Source organism: Pseudocolwellia sp. G5-9 (genome assembly GCF_055808995.1).
Genome location: NZ_CM147893.1, coordinates 248128 through 267958, shown reverse-complemented (window position 1 = coordinate 267958; position 19831 = coordinate 248128). Strand labels below are relative to the sequence as shown.

24 protein-coding genes are annotated in these 19831 nt (G+C 34.7%); 12 read left to right on the top strand and 12 right to left on the bottom strand.

From position 1 onward, the window contains the following. Positions 1 to 3: 3 nt before the first annotated feature. Genes AC0L5Q_RS01130 through AC0L5Q_RS01115 form a run of 4 tightly spaced genes read right to left on the bottom strand, consistent with a single transcriptional unit; the run spans position 4 to position 3353 of the window. Complete coding sequence (locus AC0L5Q_RS01130; protein ID WP_473613730.1) at positions 4 to 522, bottom strand: chemotaxis protein CheW; 519 nt, start codon at positions 520 to 522, stop codon at positions 4 to 6. Further along, on the bottom strand, positions 522 to 2669 hold the full coding sequence (locus tag AC0L5Q_RS01125; protein ID WP_473613729.1) for a chemotaxis protein CheA: 2148 nt from the start codon (positions 2667 to 2669) through the stop codon (positions 522 to 524). Before AC0L5Q_RS01125 ends, AC0L5Q_RS01130 begins: the two co-directional genes overlap by 1 nt. A 10-nt stretch (positions 2670 to 2679) precedes the next feature. After that, positions 2680 to 3039 carry a response regulator gene (locus AC0L5Q_RS01120; protein WP_473613726.1) on the bottom strand — a complete coding sequence of 120 codons (360 nt, stop codon included), beginning with the start codon at positions 3037 to 3039 and terminating at the stop codon, positions 2680 to 2682. Positions 3040 to 3077: 38 nt separating this feature from the next. Next, positions 3078 to 3353: an STAS domain-containing protein gene (locus AC0L5Q_RS01115; RefSeq protein WP_473613724.1), complete on the bottom strand. Its 276-nt coding sequence runs from the start codon at positions 3351 to 3353 to the stop codon at positions 3078 to 3080. Between the two features lie 243 nt (positions 3354 to 3596). On the opposite strand from AC0L5Q_RS01115, the gene AC0L5Q_RS01110 reads away from it, so the two are divergent. The 4 genes from AC0L5Q_RS01110 (at position 3597) to AC0L5Q_RS01095 (ending at position 6052) form a co-directional block, all read left to right on the top strand. Beyond that, the gene (locus AC0L5Q_RS01110; RefSeq protein ID WP_473613722.1) at positions 3597 to 4142 is read left to right on the top strand and encodes a septation protein A; all 546 of its coding nucleotides are present in this window, start codon (positions 3597 to 3599) and stop codon (positions 4140 to 4142) included. A gap of 35 nt (positions 4143 to 4177) precedes the next feature. After that, positions 4178 to 4480, top strand: coding sequence for a YciI family protein (locus tag AC0L5Q_RS01105; protein ID WP_473613719.1), 303 nt, complete (start codon positions 4178 to 4180; stop codon positions 4478 to 4480). Positions 4481 to 4504: 24 nt separating this feature from the next. Further along, the gene (locus AC0L5Q_RS01100; protein WP_473613717.1) at positions 4505 to 4912 is read left to right on the top strand and encodes a lysozyme inhibitor LprI family protein; all 408 of its coding nucleotides are present in this window, start codon (positions 4505 to 4507) and stop codon (positions 4910 to 4912) included. Between the two features lie 303 nt (positions 4913 to 5215). Then, the gene (locus tag AC0L5Q_RS01095; RefSeq protein WP_473613714.1) at positions 5216 to 6052 is read left to right on the top strand and encodes a spondin domain-containing protein; all 837 of its coding nucleotides are present in this window, start codon (positions 5216 to 5218) and stop codon (positions 6050 to 6052) included. Between the two features lie 97 nt (positions 6053 to 6149). Here AC0L5Q_RS01095 and AC0L5Q_RS01090 read toward each other — a convergent pair whose 3' ends face one another. The 7 genes from AC0L5Q_RS01090 to hemA all read right to left on the bottom strand — a co-directional run bounded on the left by AC0L5Q_RS01090 (position 6150) and on the right by hemA (position 12545). Then, positions 6150 to 6911, bottom strand: coding sequence for an RES family NAD+ phosphorylase (locus tag AC0L5Q_RS01090; RefSeq protein WP_473613712.1), 762 nt, complete (start codon positions 6909 to 6911; stop codon positions 6150 to 6152). A 45-nt stretch (positions 6912 to 6956) separates the two neighbouring features. Then, on the bottom strand, positions 6957 to 7799 hold the full coding sequence (kdsA, locus tag AC0L5Q_RS01085; protein ID WP_473613711.1) for a 3-deoxy-8-phosphooctulonate synthase: 843 nt from the start codon (positions 7797 to 7799) through the stop codon (positions 6957 to 6959). A gap of 47 nt (positions 7800 to 7846) precedes the next feature. Beyond that, positions 7847 to 8650 carry a tetratricopeptide repeat protein gene (locus tag AC0L5Q_RS01080; RefSeq protein ID WP_473613708.1) on the bottom strand — a complete coding sequence of 268 codons (804 nt, stop codon included), beginning with the start codon at positions 8648 to 8650 and terminating at the stop codon, positions 7847 to 7849. Between the two features lie 72 nt (positions 8651 to 8722). Beyond that, positions 8723 to 9085: a SirB2 family protein gene (locus AC0L5Q_RS01075; RefSeq protein ID WP_473613706.1), complete on the bottom strand. Its 363-nt coding sequence runs from the start codon at positions 9083 to 9085 to the stop codon at positions 8723 to 8725. Positions 9086 to 9149: 64 nt separating this feature from the next. Then, on the bottom strand, positions 9150 to 10007 hold the full coding sequence (gene prmC / locus AC0L5Q_RS01070; RefSeq protein WP_473613703.1) for a peptide chain release factor N(5)-glutamine methyltransferase: 858 nt from the start codon (positions 10005 to 10007) through the stop codon (positions 9150 to 9152). A gap of 25 nt (positions 10008 to 10032) precedes the next feature. Next, the gene (gene prfA / locus AC0L5Q_RS01065) at positions 10033 to 11115 is read right to left on the bottom strand and encodes a peptide chain release factor 1 (protein WP_473613702.1); all 1083 of its coding nucleotides are present in this window, start codon (positions 11113 to 11115) and stop codon (positions 10033 to 10035) included. A 161-nt stretch (positions 11116 to 11276) separates the two neighbouring features. Then, positions 11277 to 12545 (bottom strand): glutamyl-tRNA reductase, encoded by a 1269-nt coding sequence (hemA, locus tag AC0L5Q_RS01060; protein ID WP_473613700.1) that lies wholly within the window; start codon positions 12543 to 12545, stop codon positions 11277 to 11279. Between the two features lie 198 nt (positions 12546 to 12743). Between hemA and AC0L5Q_RS01055 the strand changes: the two genes are divergently transcribed. The 8 genes from AC0L5Q_RS01055 (at position 12744) to ychF (ending at position 18919) form a co-directional block, all read left to right on the top strand. Then, positions 12744 to 12905 (top strand): hypothetical protein, encoded by a 162-nt coding sequence (locus AC0L5Q_RS01055; RefSeq protein WP_473613698.1) that lies wholly within the window; start codon positions 12744 to 12746, stop codon positions 12903 to 12905. Positions 12906 to 12916: 11 nt separating this feature from the next. Beyond that, a complete protein-coding gene (lolB, locus tag AC0L5Q_RS01050; protein ID WP_473613696.1) occupies positions 12917 to 13399 on the top strand; it encodes a lipoprotein insertase outer membrane protein LolB in 483 nt (160 codons plus the stop codon). Between the two features lie 25 nt (positions 13400 to 13424). After that, positions 13425 to 14309, top strand: a complete 885-nt coding sequence (gene ispE / locus AC0L5Q_RS01045) for a 4-(cytidine 5'-diphospho)-2-C-methyl-D-erythritol kinase (RefSeq protein WP_473613694.1) — start codon at positions 13425 to 13427, stop codon at positions 14307 to 14309. Between the two features lie 111 nt (positions 14310 to 14420). Next, positions 14421 to 15368, top strand: a complete 948-nt coding sequence (locus AC0L5Q_RS01040) for a ribose-phosphate pyrophosphokinase (protein WP_473613693.1) — start codon at positions 14421 to 14423, stop codon at positions 15366 to 15368. Positions 15369 to 15501: 133 nt separating this feature from the next. Further along, the gene (locus AC0L5Q_RS01035) at positions 15502 to 16281 is read left to right on the top strand and encodes a substrate-binding periplasmic protein (RefSeq protein WP_473613692.1); all 780 of its coding nucleotides are present in this window, start codon (positions 15502 to 15504) and stop codon (positions 16279 to 16281) included. 231 nt (positions 16282 to 16512) lie between these two features. Next, complete coding sequence (locus AC0L5Q_RS01030; protein ID WP_473613690.1) at positions 16513 to 17136, top strand: 50S ribosomal protein L25/general stress protein Ctc; 624 nt, start codon at positions 16513 to 16515, stop codon at positions 17134 to 17136. 23 nt (positions 17137 to 17159) lie between these two features. After that, the gene (gene pth / locus AC0L5Q_RS01025; RefSeq protein ID WP_473613686.1) at positions 17160 to 17744 is read left to right on the top strand and encodes an aminoacyl-tRNA hydrolase; all 585 of its coding nucleotides are present in this window, start codon (positions 17160 to 17162) and stop codon (positions 17742 to 17744) included. Positions 17745 to 17827: 83 nt separating this feature from the next. Next, on the top strand, positions 17828 to 18919 hold the full coding sequence (ychF, locus tag AC0L5Q_RS01020) for a redox-regulated ATPase YchF (protein WP_473613684.1): 1092 nt from the start codon (positions 17828 to 17830) through the stop codon (positions 18917 to 18919). Between the two features lie 81 nt (positions 18920 to 19000). Here the strand turns inward: ychF and pepA are convergent, their stop codons facing one another. Further along, a complete protein-coding gene (gene pepA, locus AC0L5Q_RS01015) occupies positions 19001 to 19777 on the bottom strand; it encodes a flocculation-associated PEP-CTERM protein PepA (RefSeq protein ID WP_473613681.1) in 777 nt (258 codons plus the stop codon). Between the last annotated feature and the right edge of the window lie 54 nt (positions 19778 to 19831).

Here is a 19831-nt window from a genome sequence, read left to right as displayed (position 1 = left end):
ATATTATTCGTGAGGTTTTATGGTTTGAAGGGCGTGTACGTTAAGTAAAGTAACCACGTTGTCACCTACATTAACTAAGCCATCAATATAATGTTGTGGTACACACCCACCAAATGCGGGTGATTTTTTAATTTCATTATCATCAGCGTTTAATACTTCAGAAACGGCATCTACAACGAAACCTATTGTTCGTGTAGAATGGTCAAGTTCGACCTTTAATACGATAACTACGGTTACTTCTGAATAATTGGCTTCACCCATATTAAATTTAAGACGTAAATCAATAATAGGAACAATAATGCCTCGTACATTAATAACGCCTTTAACATCGCTAGGAGAATTCGGAATTTTGGTCGGTTGTTCCCATATCCTGATTTCTTCAACACACAAGATATTTACAGCGTATTGTTCTGTTCCAAGTAGAAAAGTAAGATATTGTTCACCACTCGTTATAAAATCGATCCCTTCTAACGAGTACTCTCCTTCTACGGGGATTTCAGCAGCTAAAGATTGAATATCCATTAAAAAGATACCTCTTCAGAATGTGTAGAATGTTGAACATTATGATTGAAGTTTTTTTGTGCATTTTTTTGAGCCATATGAATAATACCTGGTATATCCAGAATCATAGCTACCGAACCATCACCTAAAATTGTAGCCCCTGAAATGCCTTCAACTTGTTGATAGTTTACACTTAAACTTTTAATCACCACTTGTTGTTGAGCAAGTAAGTCATCAACCATCAAGCCTATTTTTTGATCTTCAGCTTCAACAACAACCAATAACGATTTATCCACTTCTTTTGTTTCAGCTTCAATATTAAATAACTGATAAATAGGTAGTACAGGGACATTGTCTTCACGTAATCGGTAGAGCACCATATCTCCAGATACACGATTAATTAACTCGCTTTGCGCTTGTAATGATTCAACAATGGTAATTAAAGGAATAATATAAATCTCACTACCTACCCTAACGAGTTGACCATCTAAAATAGCCAGTGTCAGTGGTAAGTGAACTTTAAAAGTACTTCCTTTACCTTCAACAGATTCTATTTGTATGCGGCCACCTAGTGATTGAATGTTCTTTTTAACCACATCCATACCAACACCTCGCCCTGAAATATCACTCAACTCTTTTGCAGTTGAAAACCCTGGCTCTAAAATCAGGTCGAATACTTGTGCATCAGTTAACGATGCATATTCATCAATAATGCCTTTTTCTATTGCTTTATCTAAAACAGCTTGTCGCTTTATTCCTCCTCCATCATCACTGATTTCAATAACAATACTGCCACCTTGATGATAAGCATTGAGAATAATAGTGCCGAGTTCAGGCTTACCGTTAGCAACTCTAACTTCTGTAGATTCAATACCATGGTCAACTGCATTTCTTACAAGATGAACTAAAGGGTCACCTATTTGTTCCATTACAGTTTTATCAAGCTCTGTTTGCTCACCTTTTAAAATAAGCTCTATTTGTTTGCCCGTTTTTTTAGATAAGTCATGAATTAAGCGAGGGAAACGATTAAAAGCAAAACTAATAGGAAGCATACGTATACGCATAACACTTTCTTGTAGCTCTTTAGTATTTTGTAATAGTTGCTCTAATCCTGTATTCAGTCGTTCAACTTTAGACAAGTCAAAATCATTCCCTAATTCAGATAACATCGATTGAGTAATAACTAACTCCCCCATTAAATTGATCAAACTGTCTACTTTATCTACCCCGACGCGAATTGAACCAACATCAGTTTTTCCTTTTACTTTAACTTCTGGTGGTTTAGTTACTGGTTTAACAATTTGTACTTTAGGAGTTTCTTCTAATGGGGAGTTATCAGTTAAGTCTTCTATCGTATTATTGGAGTTATCTACTTGTTGATTATCTTGCGTGTTTTGCTGAACATTTTCTTGTTCTAAAATATTATCTTTACTTGCTTCAACAGCACAATTTTTAGTAATCGTTAATTTACATTCATCCTCTACCCATTCAAATATTTCTTCTATTTCTTGTATTTCTATATTTGCGGCGGTAACTAATGTAATTTCCCAACTTAAATAGAGCTCTTCTGTATCCATGTCATTTAAAGCAGGCAGTTCTTTTGCATTTGCTTTAATGGTCATTTCACCCAATTCAGATAAAGCATTGAATAAAAACATGGGATCATTACCGGTTTTAACTAAATGATGCTCAGGAACAAATTCTATTTCCCAAATAACGTTATCTTGGTTTTCAGCCTCATTTGACTGACTGGTAGTTTCGGCTGATGCTTGTGTTTCAGAAATATTTTCATTCAGTGTTAATGTTAATTGCTCTGATGTGAGTGTTATTTTTTCGTCATTGCAGGTGGTTTCATTTTGAATAGCTTCTATTAATAATTTAATACAATCAACAGAGTCTAGTAATATTTCAACATCACTTTGGGCAATTTCTCTGCGACCATCTCTCATCTCATCTAACAAGGTTTCAACTAAATGAGTGAATTCTGTAACATGATCGAAACCAAATGTTCCTGCTCCTCCTTTTATAGAATGTGCTGCTCTAAAAATAGAGTTAATAGTTTCAGTATCTCCTTGCTCTAAATTAAGCAAACTAGATTCCATTAACGCCAAGCCTTCAAAGCTTTCTTCTAAAAAGCTAGGAATAAATTGGGAAAGATCAATGCTCATGATGAGTTACCTAAACAACGCGCTTAATCGTTGCTATGAGTTTTTCTGGATTAAAAGGCTTAACCAACCAACCTGTAGCCCCTGCGGCTTTACCTCTTTGTTTCATATCACCCGAACTTTCAGTGGTTAACATTAAAATAGGCGTAAATTTAAAGCTGGATAATTTACGTAACTCCTGACATAAGGTTATTCCATCCATAATGGGCATATTGACATCCGTGATAACTAAATCGAATGACGCAGTTTTAGCTTTATTAAGACCATCTTGCCCATCTTTTGCTTCAACAGTGTCATATCCCGCACTTTTCAAAGTAAAACTCACCATGTCTCGGATTGAATTAGAGTCATCAACAATCAGTATTTTTGTCATATTATTTTCCTAATAAATTAATACTTAAACAAGAAAGCCTAAACATTTGTAAATTGAGTTAATAGCGCTTCATTAAGCCCTAATTGCTTGACTGTGTTTTGAATAACAGAAGAATTACATTCCCATATAAGCTCTTTATTTTGAGATAAAATGTAAGTAACTGCCGCCAAAAGAAATTGAATACCTAAGGTATCTATTTTTTCTACATCATCTGAATTCAAAGTGATTGTGTCGTTAATATCAATGAACTCTAGGAAATCAACCTGACATGTATATACCTGAGCAACAGTTAATTGAGATGGCAACGTAAACATAAGATTTCTTTAGTTCATAGAATATTGGGGTTAATTAAAACTTAGAACAAATAAATAAGACTGCAAGTTTTTACAAAAAATAGTAAAAATAAGATTAATTAAAAAGCATCAATTTTGTATGAGGAAGGATGGAAATTTAAATGTATTATAAATATTTACGTAAAAAGCACTTAATCAGTTGGCCTACTCCCCATCATTCGTTAGAATTGAGGTACTATTTATTTTTAAAATCTACGGATTTATATGCAAGCCTTTTTTGAATTTTTACCTCTTATAATTTTTTATGTTGTGTGGAAGTTAGCTGATATTTATTGGGCAACTGGCGCATTAATAGCGATGTCTGCGCTTCAGGTATTATTTTATATTGTGCGCGGTAAAACAGTTCCAACAAAAACGTGGATATTTTTTGGTTTGATCACTGTTTTTGGAGGGTTAACTATATTTATGCATGACGATACGTTCTTAAAATGGAAAGTAACCATTATTAATGGTGTTTTTGCAGCAGCCCTTATCGTCAGCCAATATGTATTTAAGAAAAATATCATTAAACAATTTTTAGGCGAGTCACTTTCATTACCTGAAAACATTTGGAATAAACTCAACTTAAGCTGGGCGTTATTTTTTGCCTTTTGTGGGGCACTTAATTGGTATATCGCCTTTAATTTTGAACAAGAAGTTTGGGTTAACTTTAAAGTATTTGGCTTAACGGGCTTAATGATTGTGTTTTCAATATCTTCAATTTTTGCCTTATATAAATACTTACCTAAAGAAGAATCTGAAAAACAGTAATAATATTTCTTATTAATTCAATAAAAGAGTCAACAATGTATTATTTAATCTATAGTGAAGATGTAGAAAACAGTTTAGCCCTACGCATGAGTGTTAGAGAACAACATCTTGAGCGCCTTAAAAGCTTACAGAATGAAGGTCGTTTATTGGTTGCTGGACCTTGCCCTGCGATTGATAGCGAAAACCCAGGAGATGCTGGTTTTACTGGTTCATTAGTTATTGCTGAATTTAATAATTTAGAAACAGCACAAGCATGGGCTGATGTAGATCCTTATATTGCAGCAGGCGTTTATAAAAAGGTAACTGTTAAACCATATAAAAAAGTATTACCTACCTGATATATAAAGAGAATAAAAACATTTATGATAAAATTTTTAATTGCTATCGCTACTCCTTTTTTATTCTCTTCGACTTTAGTGTTTGCTGAATCAATGGATCCTGTTTTTGCCAAATGTACATCTAAAAAAGAAGATAAAATCAAATACTCCCAATGTTTAGATACGGTAAAAATAAAAATAGATAGAGAACTCGAAACATGGGTAAATAATCAATTATTTATTCTCGAAGAAATTGCGAGAACAACAGGTAGAAAATCAGCATACGACATGTTTAAACGTTCACAAAAAAACTTTGTTACCTTTAGAGATAACAATTGTAAATGGCAGTTTTTAGCCCAATTACCGTCAAATGCCTCTGCGCCAACCTATAAAGAATGCTACATATTAACCAGTAAAGATAGAATTAAAGAACTAAGCCGTCTTGCTAGGTAAATTATTTTCTTAAATTTCATTAACCACTTAAAATATTAGTATTTTATAGCACCAAGTTGATTAAGTTATTATTCAACTTGGTATATATCCCCGTTACCACTCAAGAGGCTATTTCAGAGCGCTTGAATGATAATGGGTATATACACCTCTTTCACAATAAAACATCTCTTCTCTTTGCCTATTATTTACACTTTTAATCTTTTGTTATTCCTCTGTGATAATTTTGTGATAGTTGTTGCTTATTATGTTAATTGATTGTTACTCACATTAATTATTAATAAAAACATATTGGGAAAACTTATTATGAACATGTTCAAAAAAGCGATATTAACAACTATTGCAGGCACAGCTTTATTGTCTGGTGCTGCAAATGCGGCACTTGTTGAAGTGGAAGTCAGTAATTTATTTGATGCTGGTGGTTTAGCACTAACACCAGTTTGGTTAGGTTTTCATGATGGTTCTTTTGACTCTTTTGATGCAGGTACTACCGCGTCAGCATCTTTACAAGCTTTAGCAGAAGGTGGCGATGTTTCTGGTATTGTTTCTGATTTCTCAGTAAGTAATGCAAGTGGCCAACAAGGTGTTTTAACTGCACCTGCAGGTTTTGCAGGCGCACCAGTGTTTGAACCTGGTGAATCAGCGACATCAGCTACTTTTAACATAAACTCAACTGACAGCGGCTATTTTAGTTTCTTATCTATGTTAATTCCTACCAACGATGCTTTTATTGGTAACGATAATGCTATGGCTTATTCGTTATTTGATATTAACGATAATTTTGTTGGTTTAGATATTCTAATATTAGGTAATAATGTGTGGGACTCTGGTACTGAATTAAACACAGGTTATGGCTCTCCATTTTTAGCTGGAGCTAACGCACAACCTAGACAAGATGAAAATGGTGATGTTGGCCAACATTCTGGTTTAACAGTGCTTGCAGGCGGGTTATCTATTTTTGGTGGTAATACACCAGCGGGTTATTCTATTGATGCAGTAGCGGCTGACTTTACAGCACGTGGTTTTGAAGTAGCACGTATTACAGTAAGCCAAGTACCGGTTCCAGCAAGTGCAGGATTATTTGCTATGGGTATGTTTGCTCTAGCGGGTTTTAAGCGTCGTAAAAACAGTGTAAAAGCATAATTATTCTACGCTTACATTACATAACTCAAGTTCGGGTTAAAAACTAAAAAAGGTGATAGAAATTTCTATCACCCTTTTATTTTTATACCAAATAATATTAACCAACTATATTGATTCTATTTTTAAGCTTTAATACTTCAATACTCTCAGGAATACAATCAGCAGAATTAATATCAAAGAGGCATAAATTGAATTTAGTTATCCCGCGTAACTGAGCTAGATCTTGATTTTTAAACTCATTTTCAGACATAGCAATAAATTGAGAAGGATATTCTATTCCATCAATCCCTTTACTTTTAAAGAATTCTGCAATTATTTGTGTAGGAATGTATTCCCTATTTTGATGTTCAGCATTATCTAACGGCATTGAAAACATAGTTGCTAAACTATATGTAACATCAGGTGACGAGTAACTTAACCAATCAAAACTATCGGATACGTAATCAAATTTTAATACTTTAAGGTTTTGAATAATTTCAAATTTAGCAACACTAATAGGTGCATTAGCAGATGCCCTGACTTCAGAAACGGCTATATTTTTATCCTCAGCCAAATAAAGAGCATTAACATTATACGCATTAAGTCTGCCACTTGATCTCATATTAGGAACAGGCTTCATATCCTTTACATCATAACTCTTCTTTACATATTCATTAGTTGTATTTTGAAAGCTATGCGCTCGAGCACGGTAGTATTTGGAACCTTCAGAGATTAATTTAATACGATTACCACGAGAGTCATCTCTACTGCTAACACAATATTGATAGAGTTCCTCTAAAAAGTCATTAACGTCATCTGAATAAAAAAAACGGTTAGTTTCGCAAACCTCTTTACAGAAATTAGCTAATTTAGTTTTCATTTCATCCACAATATCTACATCCCTTTACTTTTAAAGAGGTTAACACTATCCAGTAATTAAAGGATCGAAGCTTTTAACCACATCATCAATCGCTTTCATTTGCTCTAAATAAGGTTGTAATTTATCTAAGGGTAATGCACATGGTCCGTCACACTTAGCTTGTGTAGGATCAGGGTGAGCTTCTATAAACAAACCAGCAATACCAATGGCCATCCCACTTCTGGCTAACTGAGCCGCTTGTGCTCTTCTTCCGTCAGCAGATTCACTTCTACCGCCCGGTTTTTGTAGAGCGTGCGTGGCATCAAATATTACCGGTGCATAGCCTTTCATTTCGTCCATAGCAAGCATATCTACAACTAAGTTGTTATAGCCATAACAGCTACCACGCTCACATAAAATCATTTTTTCGTTACCTGCTTCGGCAAATTTAGTAATGATATGACGCATTTCATGTGCTGCTAAAAACTGAGGTTTTTTGATGTTAATAATGGCGTTAGTTTTTGCCATAGCAACAACAAGATCCGTTTGACGTGCTAAAAAAGCAGGTAGTTGAATAATGTCTACAACCTCTGCTACCGGTTGCGCTTGATAGGGTTCATGCACGTCGGTAATTACAGGTACATTGAAGGTTGATTTAATTTCTTCAAATATTTTTAAACCTTCATCTAAGCCTGGTCCACGGTAAGAGTTTATAGATGATCTATTGGCTTTATCAAAAGAGGCTTTAAATACATAAGGTATGTTCAGCTTTTGAGTAACTTCTACATAATGCTCAGCTATTGTCATGGCTAAATCTCTTGATTCAAGCACGTTCATTCCACCAAAGAGTGTAAACGGTTGATCGTTAGAGATATTGATATTATTTAGTTGAATAGACGATAACGCCATGATGATTCCTTCTGATATTTCAATTAATTTATCGTGTTGATTGAGTATTAGTGCAATACATTATCAACAACGGTTATTTTTTCTAACTGCATTTTTAACAATTGCGCCGCTGGATCTTTAGGACACTGCTCAACAAAGTACTGATAATCGTCGTATGCGACTTTAAAACAATCTAGTTGATGTAATAAAAACCCACGGTCTCTTCTTTCAAATGGATCTTCAGGGCGTAGTTCAATTAATAAATCAACACACTTTAACGCTTGGTCAAAAGCGAGTTCTCTAATTAAAGAATTTTTAAGTGCTGTTAGGTGTTCAATAATTAAGGCTGTTTTTTCCATTGAATGTAATTCTAAATTACTTGGATCACCTTCTACGTCCTCCATACGATGATCAAGTTGTTGCCAATCTATAGATTCACCATTTACAGGATCAAAAATAATAGCATAGCTATCATCACAGCTTATTCTTACCATAACATTATCAGGCACAAACACTATGTCAGCTTCAAAGTAACACGCTTCTATAATATGCTGTAAAATTACTGCTTTAACCGTGGGCGCTAATACTCTGTAACCAATGCCTGTTTCTATTTGAAAAGAAATAACAGGCCAAAACGCTTTCGGATTATCAATAAACATTTGCTCTACAAACAATTCGTTAATTAATACTTCTACTCGCTCTAAAGGGTTGTCAATATCGTCTATTACCAATTGGCAACTTTCAATAATATTTTCAATACCTTGCATCGATGTATTATTTCGACCAAAAACAAACTCTTCGATTAACAAAAATAAATGCAATATGCCTTTTTCGTCTGATTGGAGTTCAGATAACAATAATTCGTTCTTCAAAATAATTCTATGTTTCCTGTATGTGCTAATACCATGCTATATGGGGTAAAACGCCAATATTTAAAGTGGGTGTTAAAAGAAAACACCTTGCTTAGTCATAGCCAGTCTTACAATTAGCATTATCCAACCTAAAGCCCCTAAATAACCTATAACTCTCATCATGTTATTTTTAGCAAGTTTCAATGTATAGTAACCAGTAAATATATATGCGAATACTGCCAATATTTTTTCGCCTAACCAAAGTTGTTCCATCGGGTTAATAGATAATTTAACGGCCATGACGACACCAATAACAAGTAAAAGTGTATCTATTATATGTGGAGCTATTTTCACCCATTTTTTATCAAGTTGAGCAGAGTTCATTAATAACCAAGCAAAACGTAAAGTAAATAAGCCAACACTGAGTAATGCTAAAGTCATATGTAAATGTTTCATGGTATTTCCTATAATTTTTATTATTTTGTGTAAGTGATTAATTTAAATAAATTATTGAATTATTTTAAGCTGTTCCGAAAGTTATCCTATCGTTCCCTGAGTAATCTTGAACAGTTTTAATATGACTAAATTGCAAGACAGACATTATTTTTCTGACCTCTTCACCTTGATTATATCCATGTTCAAAAAATAGATAACCACCTTTCTTTATATACTGCTTAGACGCTTTTGCAATTTTTTCAATATCCGCTAAGCCTTTATCTTTCGCAACTAGTGCACTTAAAGGTTCGAAACGAACATCACCTTGCGATAAATGAATATCGTTTTCATCTATATAAGGAGGGTTACTTATAATAATGTCGAAACGCTTTTCTAATGGAACATTAGAAAACCAGTCGCTTTGATAAATGTGCACATTATGAATATTCAAATGTTGCGCATTTTTTTTCGCTAGCGTTATAGCATCGTCACTATAATCAATCGCTTCAATGTTCCACTCAGGTTTTTCTGATGCTAACGAAAGTGCAATTGCTCCTGTGCCAGTACCTAAATCAATACAGTTTATTTTACCCGCTAAGTGTTGCTCGGCTTCCGATAAAACTTGTTCTATTAATACTTCAGTATCAGGACGAGGAATCAACGTTGAAGCATTACAATAAAACGGTAAAGACCAAAACTCTTTAACACCCGTAATATAAGCAATAGGCTTACCTGATAAGCGTTCTTGGATAAGAGAATTAAATGACGATAGCTCACTTACAGATAATTTTTTTTCAGGCCAAGTATATAAGTAATTAATTTCTTTACCTAAAATAAGACTTAAAAGTACCTGTGAATCAAGCTTGGCGCTATCAGATACTTTTTCAAGTAGTGAAGCACCAAAGTCTATTTGATTTTTTATGCTATTTTTTTCAGTTAGCATGTATTAGCACTTAATTTTAGAAGTATTAATCAGAAATTTCAGCTAATAGATCAGCTTGGTTTTCTTGCATAATAGGTTCCATGATCAGCTGTAAATTACCTTCCATAATTTCACCTAAACGATAAAGTGTTAAGTTAATTCGGTGGTCACTCATACGGCCTTGAGGGAAATTATACGTACGAATACGTTCAGAACGATCACCACTTGCCACTAAGTTACGACGAGAGGATTCTTCTTCACTTCTACGTTTTTCATCTTCCGCTTGTTGTAACCTAGCTTGAAGAACCGACATCGCTTGCGCTCTGTTTTTATGCTGTGAACGTTGATCCTGACATTCAACCACTACACCTGTTGGTATGTGCGTAATACGAATAGCTGAATCGGTTTTGTTTACATGCTGACCACCCGCACCTGATGCTCTAAACGTATCCACTTTTAAATCAGCTTTATTAATTTCAATCGCTTCAGACTCAGGGATTTCAGGCATAACAACAACAGTACAAGCTGATGTATGTACACGACCTTGTGATTCTGTTTCAGGAACACGTTGCACACGATGTCCACCAGACTCAAACTTCATGTGCCCGTAAACACCGTCACCATTAACTTTCATGATAACTTCTTTAAAGCCACCTTGCTCACTTTCATTAGAGTTCATTAACTCTATTTTCCAGCCTTTCTTTTCAGCATAGCGTGTATACATACGATATAAATCGCCAGCAAAAATAGCAGCTTCGTCACCACCTGCACCTGCTCGTATTTCTACAAAACAGTTGTTATCGTCTTTTGGATCTCTAGGTAATAAGAGTATTTGTAACTCGTCCGTTTTTTCTTCAACGGCTTTTTTAGCACTTTTAAATTCGTCTTGTGCCATTTCACGCATATCAGGATCATCATCCTTTAGCATTTCTTCCGCTGTTTCAAAATCATTAACGGCTTCTTTATAAGCATTAAATGCGTTTGTTATAACTTCTAATTGTGAAAATTCTTTAGATAAGTCTCTAAACTTATCTTGATCTGAAATAGTATCAGGATCAGAAAGTAACGCTTGAACTTCTTCGAAACGTTCAGAAATGATTTCAAGCTTTTGATAAACTGAGTTTTTCATTAATTTATTCTTTTATTAGGAAAATTTTAGTCGAACTAAAGTCGCACTATTCTAGTGCTTATCAAACCGACAGTAAATTTATTATCGCGATAAATAGTAAATGCATGATGAATTGTGTTTTTTTCATACAACAAGGAGGTTTGCAGACTGAAAGATAAAATTTATGATTTTTTATCTATATCAAAAATATCTCTTAAATAAATAAGTTTGTCTAATTCACCACCTTGGGCGGCTGACTGTAAAGCACTGGTCGGAGCATGCATAAACTTATTGGTTAGTTTTGTTGCTAACTCGGCTAATACCGCTTCAGGTTTTTTATCTCCCTTAAGCTGAATAAGTGCTTTTTCAAGTAATTGGTCACGGCTTTCCAAACATTGTTTACGGTAGCTTACAACTGTATCTTGTGTATTTAAACCTCGTAACCATGACATAAAACTATTCGATTGAGTATTTACAATACTTTCAGCTTCTACAGCGGCTTTTCTACGGTTCTCCATATTTTGAGCAATAATACTTTGGAGATCATCAACGGTATATAAAAATACATCTTCTAAGTCGGCAACTTGCTCTTCAATATCACGAGGAACAGCTAAATCAACCATAAAAATAGGTTGGTGTTTACGCTTAGACAAAGCATGCTCTACCATCCCCTTCCCTATTATAGGTAAAGTACTCCCTGTTGAGCTGATCACAATATCTGATTCACTCATACGTTCTGGTATTTGTGCCAATGTGATCACTTCAGCACCAAATTTATCAGCCATAACTTCAGCTTTAGCAAGCGTTCTATTTGCTACTGTTATTTTTCCCACATTATTTTCATAAAGATGCTTAGCAACTAACTCAATCGTTTCACCTGCTCCAACAAGTAATACTCGTACTTTTTCTAATTTAGCAAATATGTGTTTAGCTAAATTAACTGAAGCAAATGCGACAGAAACAGCACTAGAGCCTATTTCAGTTTCGGTTCTTACCTGCTTGGCTACACCAAAAGTTCGTTGAAACAACCGATCCATAACTAAAGCCATTGAACCAGCGGCTTTAGCTTGACTATAAGCTTGTTTCATTTGCCCTAATATTTGAGGTTCACCTAAAACTAAAGAATCTAAACCACAAGCTACTCGCATCATATGATTAACAGCTTGTTGGCCTTGATGAATATATAAACTAGGTAAAATGGTAGAAGCTGGAACATTATGGTATTGCTCAAGCCAATTAATAAGGCGTTCTTGAGTTTTATCAATAGTTTCATCTTGTACTAGATACAACTCTGTACGATTACAGGTTGATAAAATAGCAGCTTCTTTGCATTGAACAGAATCAAGCATGCTTTGAAGCGCTGTTGATAATGCGTCGGGGTTAAAAGAAATTTTTTCTCTTACCGATACGGGGGCAGTTTTATGATTTATTCCAACAGCAATAATAGACATAATGCTATAAATTAAGCCTTTTTAAACGTTACATTAAGAGTATTTAATATAACCATGATATAGATAATCTGTTTATTATAACCTAATCGATATCAAACTTGTGTCATATTTTTAGTGATATTTCGCAAAAATCATGTAATTAATTTTGTGAAATAGAGAGATTGATTGAAAGCATGTCCCTATCTGTGGTCAAATATAATGAACAAATTGTCATGTAGAGTTGCCATGCGCCCTTCAATCAATCAATCACTTATATTGATGTTTTTTATCGTATTATTAACAGGCTGTATATCCACACAACCTATTAACGATATTGATAAAGGCTTTTCAAGTGATATAAAAAAAGAGAAGCGAGCTTAGCTAAATTAAAAATGTGGGAAGTAAAAGGTAAAATAGCCTTTATAAACAGTACTGAACGTAAAAGCGCTTCCCTTTATTGGAAAAAATCAAAAAACAAACAACAACTTAATTTAACAACTTACCTTGGCATTAGTGTCTTAAAGTTAACCTCAAATGAAAATTTTCATACCATTGAAGTTGATGGTGAAGAATATCAAAGTAATAATTTAGACCGTTTGATTGAATCCTTAACTGATATTACATTTCCAACAGAAGCACTCTCTTATTGGATAAAAGCAATATCCTACAATGAAAAAGACACTTTTACTTTTGATCCGAACTCAAAATTACCCTTAACGCTAACCAGTCATTACAATGGTCATGTCTGGATTATTCAATACTCATCTTATCAAAGTGTTCAACAAGGTAAGTTAAAAGTTACTTTACCTAATAAAATTAAAGTAACCTCGGCAGATTTAACCATTAATATTGCAATAAATAATTGGACCATATAAACGGTTTCATATAGGACAATAAATTGTGACCACAGAAAATTTTGTTTCATTTCCATCTCCCGCTAAACTTAATTTATTTCTTCATGTTGTTGGGCAACGTTCAAATGGCTATCACGAATTAGAAACCGTATTTCAATTTTTAGACTATGGCGACTCTATTGAATTATGTGTGAATAACAGTAATAAAATTGAAATTTTAACGCCTATTGAAGGTGTAAAGAATTCCGACAATCTCATTTATAAAGCGGCTAAATTATTACAAGATCAAATCGAACATAATGCTGGTGTACAAATAAAAATACACAAAGTATTACCTATGGGCGGAGGATTGGGGGGCGGTTCATCTAACGCGGCCACTATTTTATTAGCATTAAATACACTCTGGAATATAAATCTCCCCGTTAACCAACTGGCCGAGTTAGGTTTATCTTTAGGCGCTGATGTACCTATATTTGTTAAGGGCTACGCTGCTTTTGCACAAGGTATAGGAGAAGTATTAACACCTGTAAATCCTACTGAGTTTTGGTATTTAGTGTCTAAACCTTCTTGTAGCATTTCGACCCAAGATGTTTTTAGTTCACCTAATTTGGTTAGAAACACACCTAAATTATTGGTAAATAATATAACTAACACTACAGACATAGATTTGCATATAGAGGCATGCCATAACGATTGCGAAACTATCGTAATAAAAAACTATCCTAAGGTTGCCAAGCTACTGGCTTGGTTGATAGAATACGCGCCGTCGAGAATGACTGGTACAGGGGCTTGTATTTTTTCGCGATTTAACTCAGAACACGAGGCGACAAAAGTACAATCTACACTTCCTGAAGGTATTGAATCGTTTGTAGCTAAAGGCATTAATCAATCTCCACTTGTTAATGCTATAAAAAATTTAGCTAATAAATAACCATATGTTTTAATGCTTTAACCATTATTTCTGGTTGAACAAATAATTTGCTAGCATTTATACAAATGCAGCGTTGTAATTTTAATGTCAAAGATTTCTAAGGAAATGACTGTGCCTGACATGAAGATATTTGCGGGTAACGCCACCCCTGAACTGGCCAAACAAATAGCTAACCGCCTATACATAACTCTTGGCGAAGCAAAAATTGGAAGTTTTAGTGATGGTGAGATTAGTGTAGAAATTACTGAAAATGTTCGCGGTGCGGATGTATTCATAATTCAATCAACTTGTGCTCCAACTAACGATAACTTAATGGAACTTATCGTTATGATTGATGCTTTACGCAGAGCTTCTGCAGGTCGTATTACTGCTGTTATACCTTACTTTGGTTATGCTCGCCAAGATAGACGTGTACGAAGTGCACGTGTACCTATCACAGCGAAAGTTGTTGCTGACTTTCTTTCAAGTGTAGGTGTTGACCGTGTTTTAACAGTAGACCTTCATGCTGAACAAATTCAAGGCTTCTTTGATGTACCAGTAGATAACGTATTTGGTACACCTATATTATTGGAAGATATGAGAGATCGTGAACTAGACAACCCTATAGTTGTATCTCCCGATATTGGTGGTGTTGTAAGAGCTCGTGCTGTTGCAAAACTATTAAATGATGCAGATTTAGCTATTATCGACAAACGTAGACCAAAAGCTAATGTTGCTCAAGTTATGCATATTATTGGTGATGTTGCCGGTCGTGACTGTATTATAGTTGACGATATGATAGATACTGGTGGAACACTAGCTAAGGCTGCTGAAGCGTTAAAAGAGCACGGCGCGAAACGTGTAATTGCTTATGCAACTCACCCTGTATTATCAGGTAACGCAGCAGAAAATCTGAGAAATTCAGTATTAGACGAAGTGGTTGTAACCGATTCAATTCCATTAACTGATGAAATTAAAGCGATTGGTATTGTTCGTCAACTTACATTAAGTGGCATGCTTTCAGAAGCTATTCGACGTGTATGTAACGAAGAATCAATTTCAGCCATGTTCGACGATTAAGTAAGAATAATTTTCTAATCCCTAAAAAAGCGCCTTCTTGGCGTTTTTTTATGCCTTATTGATTTTAAATCATAAAATTCAGCTATATTTAATTTAATAAGAGTCCCTTTAACTACTCAATTAAGATGAATACATGAATAAAACATATCTCACCTTTTTACTCGTGCTCTTAACTCTTCTTTCCCTAACAATACAAGCTAAAACCTCTCCAATTAATTTAAATGATGTAAAATGGCCTCCCTTCTTTTTTTCAAACCACGAAAAAGGAAAAATGGGATTAGGAAAAGAAATATTAACGACCTGTATCAATGAACTTAATTACGAAGTACACCTAAAATATCTTCCAATCAAACGTACTCATTATTATATGAAATCAGGAGATATTGACATTAGTGTTTATTCTTATAACGAGAAGAGAAAAGGTTTTGTATATTACGGTAATGAACCCATATTTACCTCACAATATGGTTTAGTCACAAAAAGATCAGACAATATAAAAATCGAAAAACTCAATGATATTAAACCTTATATATTTGGTCATTTAGATGGTTTAACCCACACAAAAGAAATACAAGATATTTTAGAAGTAAAACAAGCAAGAGGTGAAGTTTCAAAAGGTTATGATATTGATGCAATGTTCAAGCAATTATTAGCTACACCACAACGTTTTCAAATAATGGCTAATTCTAAAGAAACCCTAAAATGGAGAGCTAAACAACTCAATATTACAGAACAAGTTAAAATTCACAACTTAACAATTCAAGAAAAAATTTACTATGTTACTGTCTCTAAGTTTTCTAAAAACATTCACAACCCTAAACTATTTTTAACCAATATGGATAGATGTATTAAAAAATTAAAAGAAACGGAGCAATATCAAAATATAGCCCAGCATTATGGTTTATCAATGTAAACTAGCTCCATAAAATAACATCACTAATTCACTCCAAAATAACGGTTATATTCAAAACCACAAAAAGTTTAATGATTAACGACTATTAAACTTGGCAATACTTAGCTCGAATGTTATTATTCGGCGCCTTTTTTAGGTGGTGATTACTCATCAGCTAAACATAAAAGGAATATCGTTACTTTTGGTCGCAAAAAGTAACACACAATTAACTAATTTTATAAAGAGTATAATATGACTGATTTATTTACGTTAGAAGCTGAAGTACGTACAGATTTAGGGAAAGGTGCGAGCCGCCGCCTACGTCACGCGAACAAAGTTCCTGCAATTTTATATGGTGAAGGTAAAGATCCAATTTCTTTAACTTTAGAACACAAAAATGTTTTTCGTGCACAGCAAGAAGAAGCATTCTACACACAAGTTTTAACATTGAACATTGATGGAAAGCCTGTTGAGTGTTTAATCAAAGACATGCAACGTCACCCATTCAAACAAGTTATCATGCATTTAGATTTTTTACGCATTGATGCAACTCACCCTGTTCAAACTAACGCACCTATTCACTTCATTAATGAAGATGCTGCTGTTAAAAAAGGTGGCATAGTAGCTCATCACGTAAATGAAATCGCAGTAACTTGTTTACCTGCTGATTTACCAGAATTCATTGAAGTAGATCTTGCTTCACTTGAAGTTGGTCAAACGTTACATTTATCAGACATTACACTTCCAAAAGGTGTTACTTCTGATGAGTTAGCTAAAGGCGAAAGCCATGACCAAGCTGTTGTTACATCTAATGCTCCTAAAGGTTCATCTGATGAAGACGAAGCTGAAGCATCTGAAGAAGCAGCTGCTGAATAACAATTCTTAGGACTTATCCTTAGATGACTATTCAGTTAGTAGTGGGCCTGGGAAATCCAGGCCCCGAATACACAAAAACCCGCCATAATGCAGGTGTTTGGTTTGTAGAAGAACTTGCATCTCGTTACAACATATCTTTAAGACCTGAAAAAAAATACTTTGGCCATTACGGCAAAGGTTATATAGGTGAACAACTTGTTCATTTACTTATACCCACTACTTTTATGAACAGAAGTGGTCAGGCAGTTGCTCCCCTTGCAAATTTTTATCGTATCCCCGTAGAAGACATTCTTGTTGCACACGATGAATTAGACATGGAACCTGGAGCTTGTAAAATTAAGAAAGGCGGTGGCCATGGTGGTCATAATGGCTTACGAGATATAATTTCTTGTATGGCTAATAACAAAGAATTTTACCGTTTACGTCTTGGTATTGGCCACCCAGGTCATAGAGATCGCGTAACCGGACATGTACTTGGCAAAGCGCCAGCAAACGAACAAAGCTTAATCGACCAATGTGTTGACGAAGCAAGTCGTTGTTTTGAAATATGGCAAAAAGACGACCTTAAAAAAGCACAAAATCGTCTACACTCATTCAAAGCACAATAATTAATATTTGCTCTATATAGCTGTAAATAATCAGTCATAGAATAAATATAAAATAGCATTCAAACTTTAATAGGAATAATCTCATGGGATTTAAATGTGGCATAGTTGGTTTACCAAACGTAGGTAAGTCTACCCTTTTCAATGCTTTAACCAAAGCTGGTATCGAAGCAGCCAATTTCCCTTTTTGTACCATAGAGCCAAACACGGGTGTTGTTCCTGTACCTGATCCTCGTTTAGATGCACTTGCTACAATCGTAAAACCAGAGCGTGTACTAGCAACTACAATGGAATTTGTTGATATTGCAGGCCTTGTGGCTGGTGCATCAAAAGGTGAAGGCTTAGGTAACAAATTTTTAGCTAACATTCGTGAAACAGATGCTATTGGCCATGTGGTTCGTTGTTTTGATAACGACAACATAATTCATGTTGCGAATAAAATTGATCCGGCTGACGATATTGATGTTATTAACACTGAGCTCGCATTATCAGATATGGATACTGCAGAGCGAGCTATTCAACGTCAAGCTAAGCGTGCCAAAGGTGGCGACGCAGATGCTAAATTTGAAATCCCTGTTTTAGAAAAAATATTAAAACATGTAGAAGATGGGAACATGATCCGCTCTTTAGATTTATCTAAAGAAGAAAAAGCCGCAGTAGCTTACTTAAACTTTTTAACTATAAAACCAACCATGTACATTGCAAACGTTAACGATGACGGTTTTGAAAACAACCCTTACTTAGATGTTGTACAAGCAATCGCAGATAAAGAAAATGCTGTAGTTGTTGCAGTATGTGCTGAAATTGAAGGCGAATTATCTGAAATGGATGATGAAGATCGCGTTGAATTTATGGCTGAAATGGGCTTAGAAGAACCAGGGCTTAACCGAGTAATTAACTCAGGCTATGGTTTATTACACCTACAAACCTACTTTACTGCCGGTGTTAAAGAAGTAAGAGCTTGGACTGTTAAACAAAATGCAACAGCGCCACAGGCAGCAGGTGTTATACACACAGATTTTGAAAAAGGTTTTATTCGTGCAGAAGTTATTGCTTATGACGATTTTATTGAATTTAATGGCGAATCAGGTGCTAAAGAAGCGGGTAAATGGCGCTTAGAAGGTAAAGAATACAAAGTTAAAGATGGTGACGTAGTTCACTTTAGATTTAACGTTTAATTTTATATTCGGTATATAAAATAAAAAGCCGAATAAGAATTCGGCTTTTTTGATCTTCGATATTTTTATAAATAGTAATAATTATAATTTACGACGTCTCATACCTGCAAAACCAAGTAAACTTAAACCTAAAATGGCTACAGTAGCTGGTTCTGGCACTGTCATTGTCATATTACCATCATGTTGAATTTCAAATGTTTGCGAACTTCCAGCCCCGCCTGGATATAAAGGAAGCAGCCCAATAATATCTTGTACTGTTACAATAAGCTCCGCAGATTTACTACCAGGGGTGGTAGATAAATCGTCACCAGATGAATTAAAGAAATACCCTGCCATAAAATTTAGGCTTAAATCAAGCGAACAAAAACCTTTATTTAGTAATGGACCAGGTGCTATAACAATTGAACAACCACCCGCATTCAAACCAAATGATGCGATTTGTGTTCCACCATCATATGTTCCATTAACAGTAGTGTCTACATAAAGTCCTGTCGATGCGCCTACAGAAGAAAAAGTTACAACTATTTCATCGCCAACAACAGTAGCAGCCATTCCGTCAAAAGAATAATCAAAGAAAACTTCATATGCAGGATCCACAGCTAAATTGGTTGTACCTAGTTTAAAATTGACAATGTCTGTTGTTCCAAATTCAGAAAATGCATCTATACCGGTAATATCACCACTCAAATCAGTATCTGTTTGTGTGACTGTTGCGATATCAGGATCATAATCGATAAAATCAAATATTACCTCAGAACCTGGTGTTCCGTTAAAAGATGAGTCATTAAAGGTAACTACATCAGCAGTAGCAGCAAATGACGTACCTGTAATTAGTGAAGCTAATAATAGTTTATTCATAATAGTGTCCTATCCTATGTGATTAGTAAGTTTTCTAACAATATCCATATCAAC

What these genes read in the sequence shown, in the direction of transcription:
- AC0L5Q_RS01030 (WP_473613690.1), top strand. Translation starts at nt 16,513, where the DNA reads ATGACTGATTTATTTACGTTAGAAGCTGAAGTACGTACAGATTTAGGG.
- lolB (WP_473613696.1), top strand. Translation starts at nt 12,917, where the DNA reads ATGTGGGAAGTAAAAGGTAAAATAGCCTTTATAAACAGTACTGAACGT.
- AC0L5Q_RS01100 (WP_473613717.1), top strand. Translation starts at nt 4,505, where the DNA reads ATGATAAAATTTTTAATTGCTATCGCTACTCCTTTTTTATTCTCTTCG.
- pth (WP_473613686.1), top strand. Translation starts at nt 17,160, where the DNA reads ATGACTATTCAGTTAGTAGTGGGCCTGGGAAATCCAGGCCCCGAATAC.
- prfA (WP_473613702.1), bottom strand. Translation starts at nt 11,115, where the DNA reads ATGAAAAACTCAGTTTATCAAAAGCTTGAAATCATTTCTGAACGTTTC.
- AC0L5Q_RS01055 (WP_473613698.1), top strand. Translation starts at nt 12,744, where the DNA reads ATGAACAAATTGTCATGTAGAGTTGCCATGCGCCCTTCAATCAATCAA.
- AC0L5Q_RS01130 (WP_473613730.1), bottom strand. Translation starts at nt 522, where the DNA reads ATGGATATTCAATCTTTAGCTGCTGAAATCCCCGTAGAAGGAGAGTAC.
- AC0L5Q_RS01095 (WP_473613714.1), top strand. Translation starts at nt 5,216, where the DNA reads ATGAACATGTTCAAAAAAGCGATATTAACAACTATTGCAGGCACAGCT.
- AC0L5Q_RS01090 (WP_473613712.1), bottom strand. Translation starts at nt 6,911, where the DNA reads ATGAAAACTAAATTAGCTAATTTCTGTAAAGAGGTTTGCGAAACTAAC.
- AC0L5Q_RS01120 (WP_473613726.1), bottom strand. Translation starts at nt 3,039, where the DNA reads ATGACAAAAATACTGATTGTTGATGACTCTAATTCAATCCGAGACATG.
- ychF (WP_473613684.1), top strand. Translation starts at nt 17,828, where the DNA reads ATGGGATTTAAATGTGGCATAGTTGGTTTACCAAACGTAGGTAAGTCT.
- AC0L5Q_RS01110 (WP_473613722.1), top strand. Translation starts at nt 3,597, where the DNA reads ATGCAAGCCTTTTTTGAATTTTTACCTCTTATAATTTTTTATGTTGTG.
- prmC (WP_473613703.1), bottom strand. Translation starts at nt 10,007, where the DNA reads ATGCTAACTGAAAAAAATAGCATAAAAAATCAAATAGACTTTGGTGCT.
- AC0L5Q_RS01105 (WP_473613719.1), top strand. Translation starts at nt 4,178, where the DNA reads ATGTATTATTTAATCTATAGTGAAGATGTAGAAAACAGTTTAGCCCTA.
- AC0L5Q_RS01035 (WP_473613692.1), top strand. Translation starts at nt 15,502, where the DNA reads ATGAATAAAACATATCTCACCTTTTTACTCGTGCTCTTAACTCTTCTT.
- pepA (WP_473613681.1), bottom strand. Translation starts at nt 19,777, where the DNA reads ATGAATAAACTATTATTAGCTTCACTAATTACAGGTACGTCATTTGCT.
- hemA (WP_473613700.1), bottom strand. Translation starts at nt 12,545, where the DNA reads ATGTCTATTATTGCTGTTGGAATAAATCATAAAACTGCCCCCGTATCG.
- AC0L5Q_RS01115 (WP_473613724.1), bottom strand. Translation starts at nt 3,353, where the DNA reads ATGTTTACGTTGCCATCTCAATTAACTGTTGCTCAGGTATATACATGT.
- AC0L5Q_RS01075 (WP_473613706.1), bottom strand. Translation starts at nt 9,085, where the DNA reads ATGAAACATTTACATATGACTTTAGCATTACTCAGTGTTGGCTTATTT.
- AC0L5Q_RS01125 (WP_473613729.1), bottom strand. Translation starts at nt 2,669, where the DNA reads ATGAGCATTGATCTTTCCCAATTTATTCCTAGCTTTTTAGAAGAAAGC.
- kdsA (WP_473613711.1), bottom strand. Translation starts at nt 7,799, where the DNA reads ATGGCGTTATCGTCTATTCAACTAAATAATATCAATATCTCTAACGAT.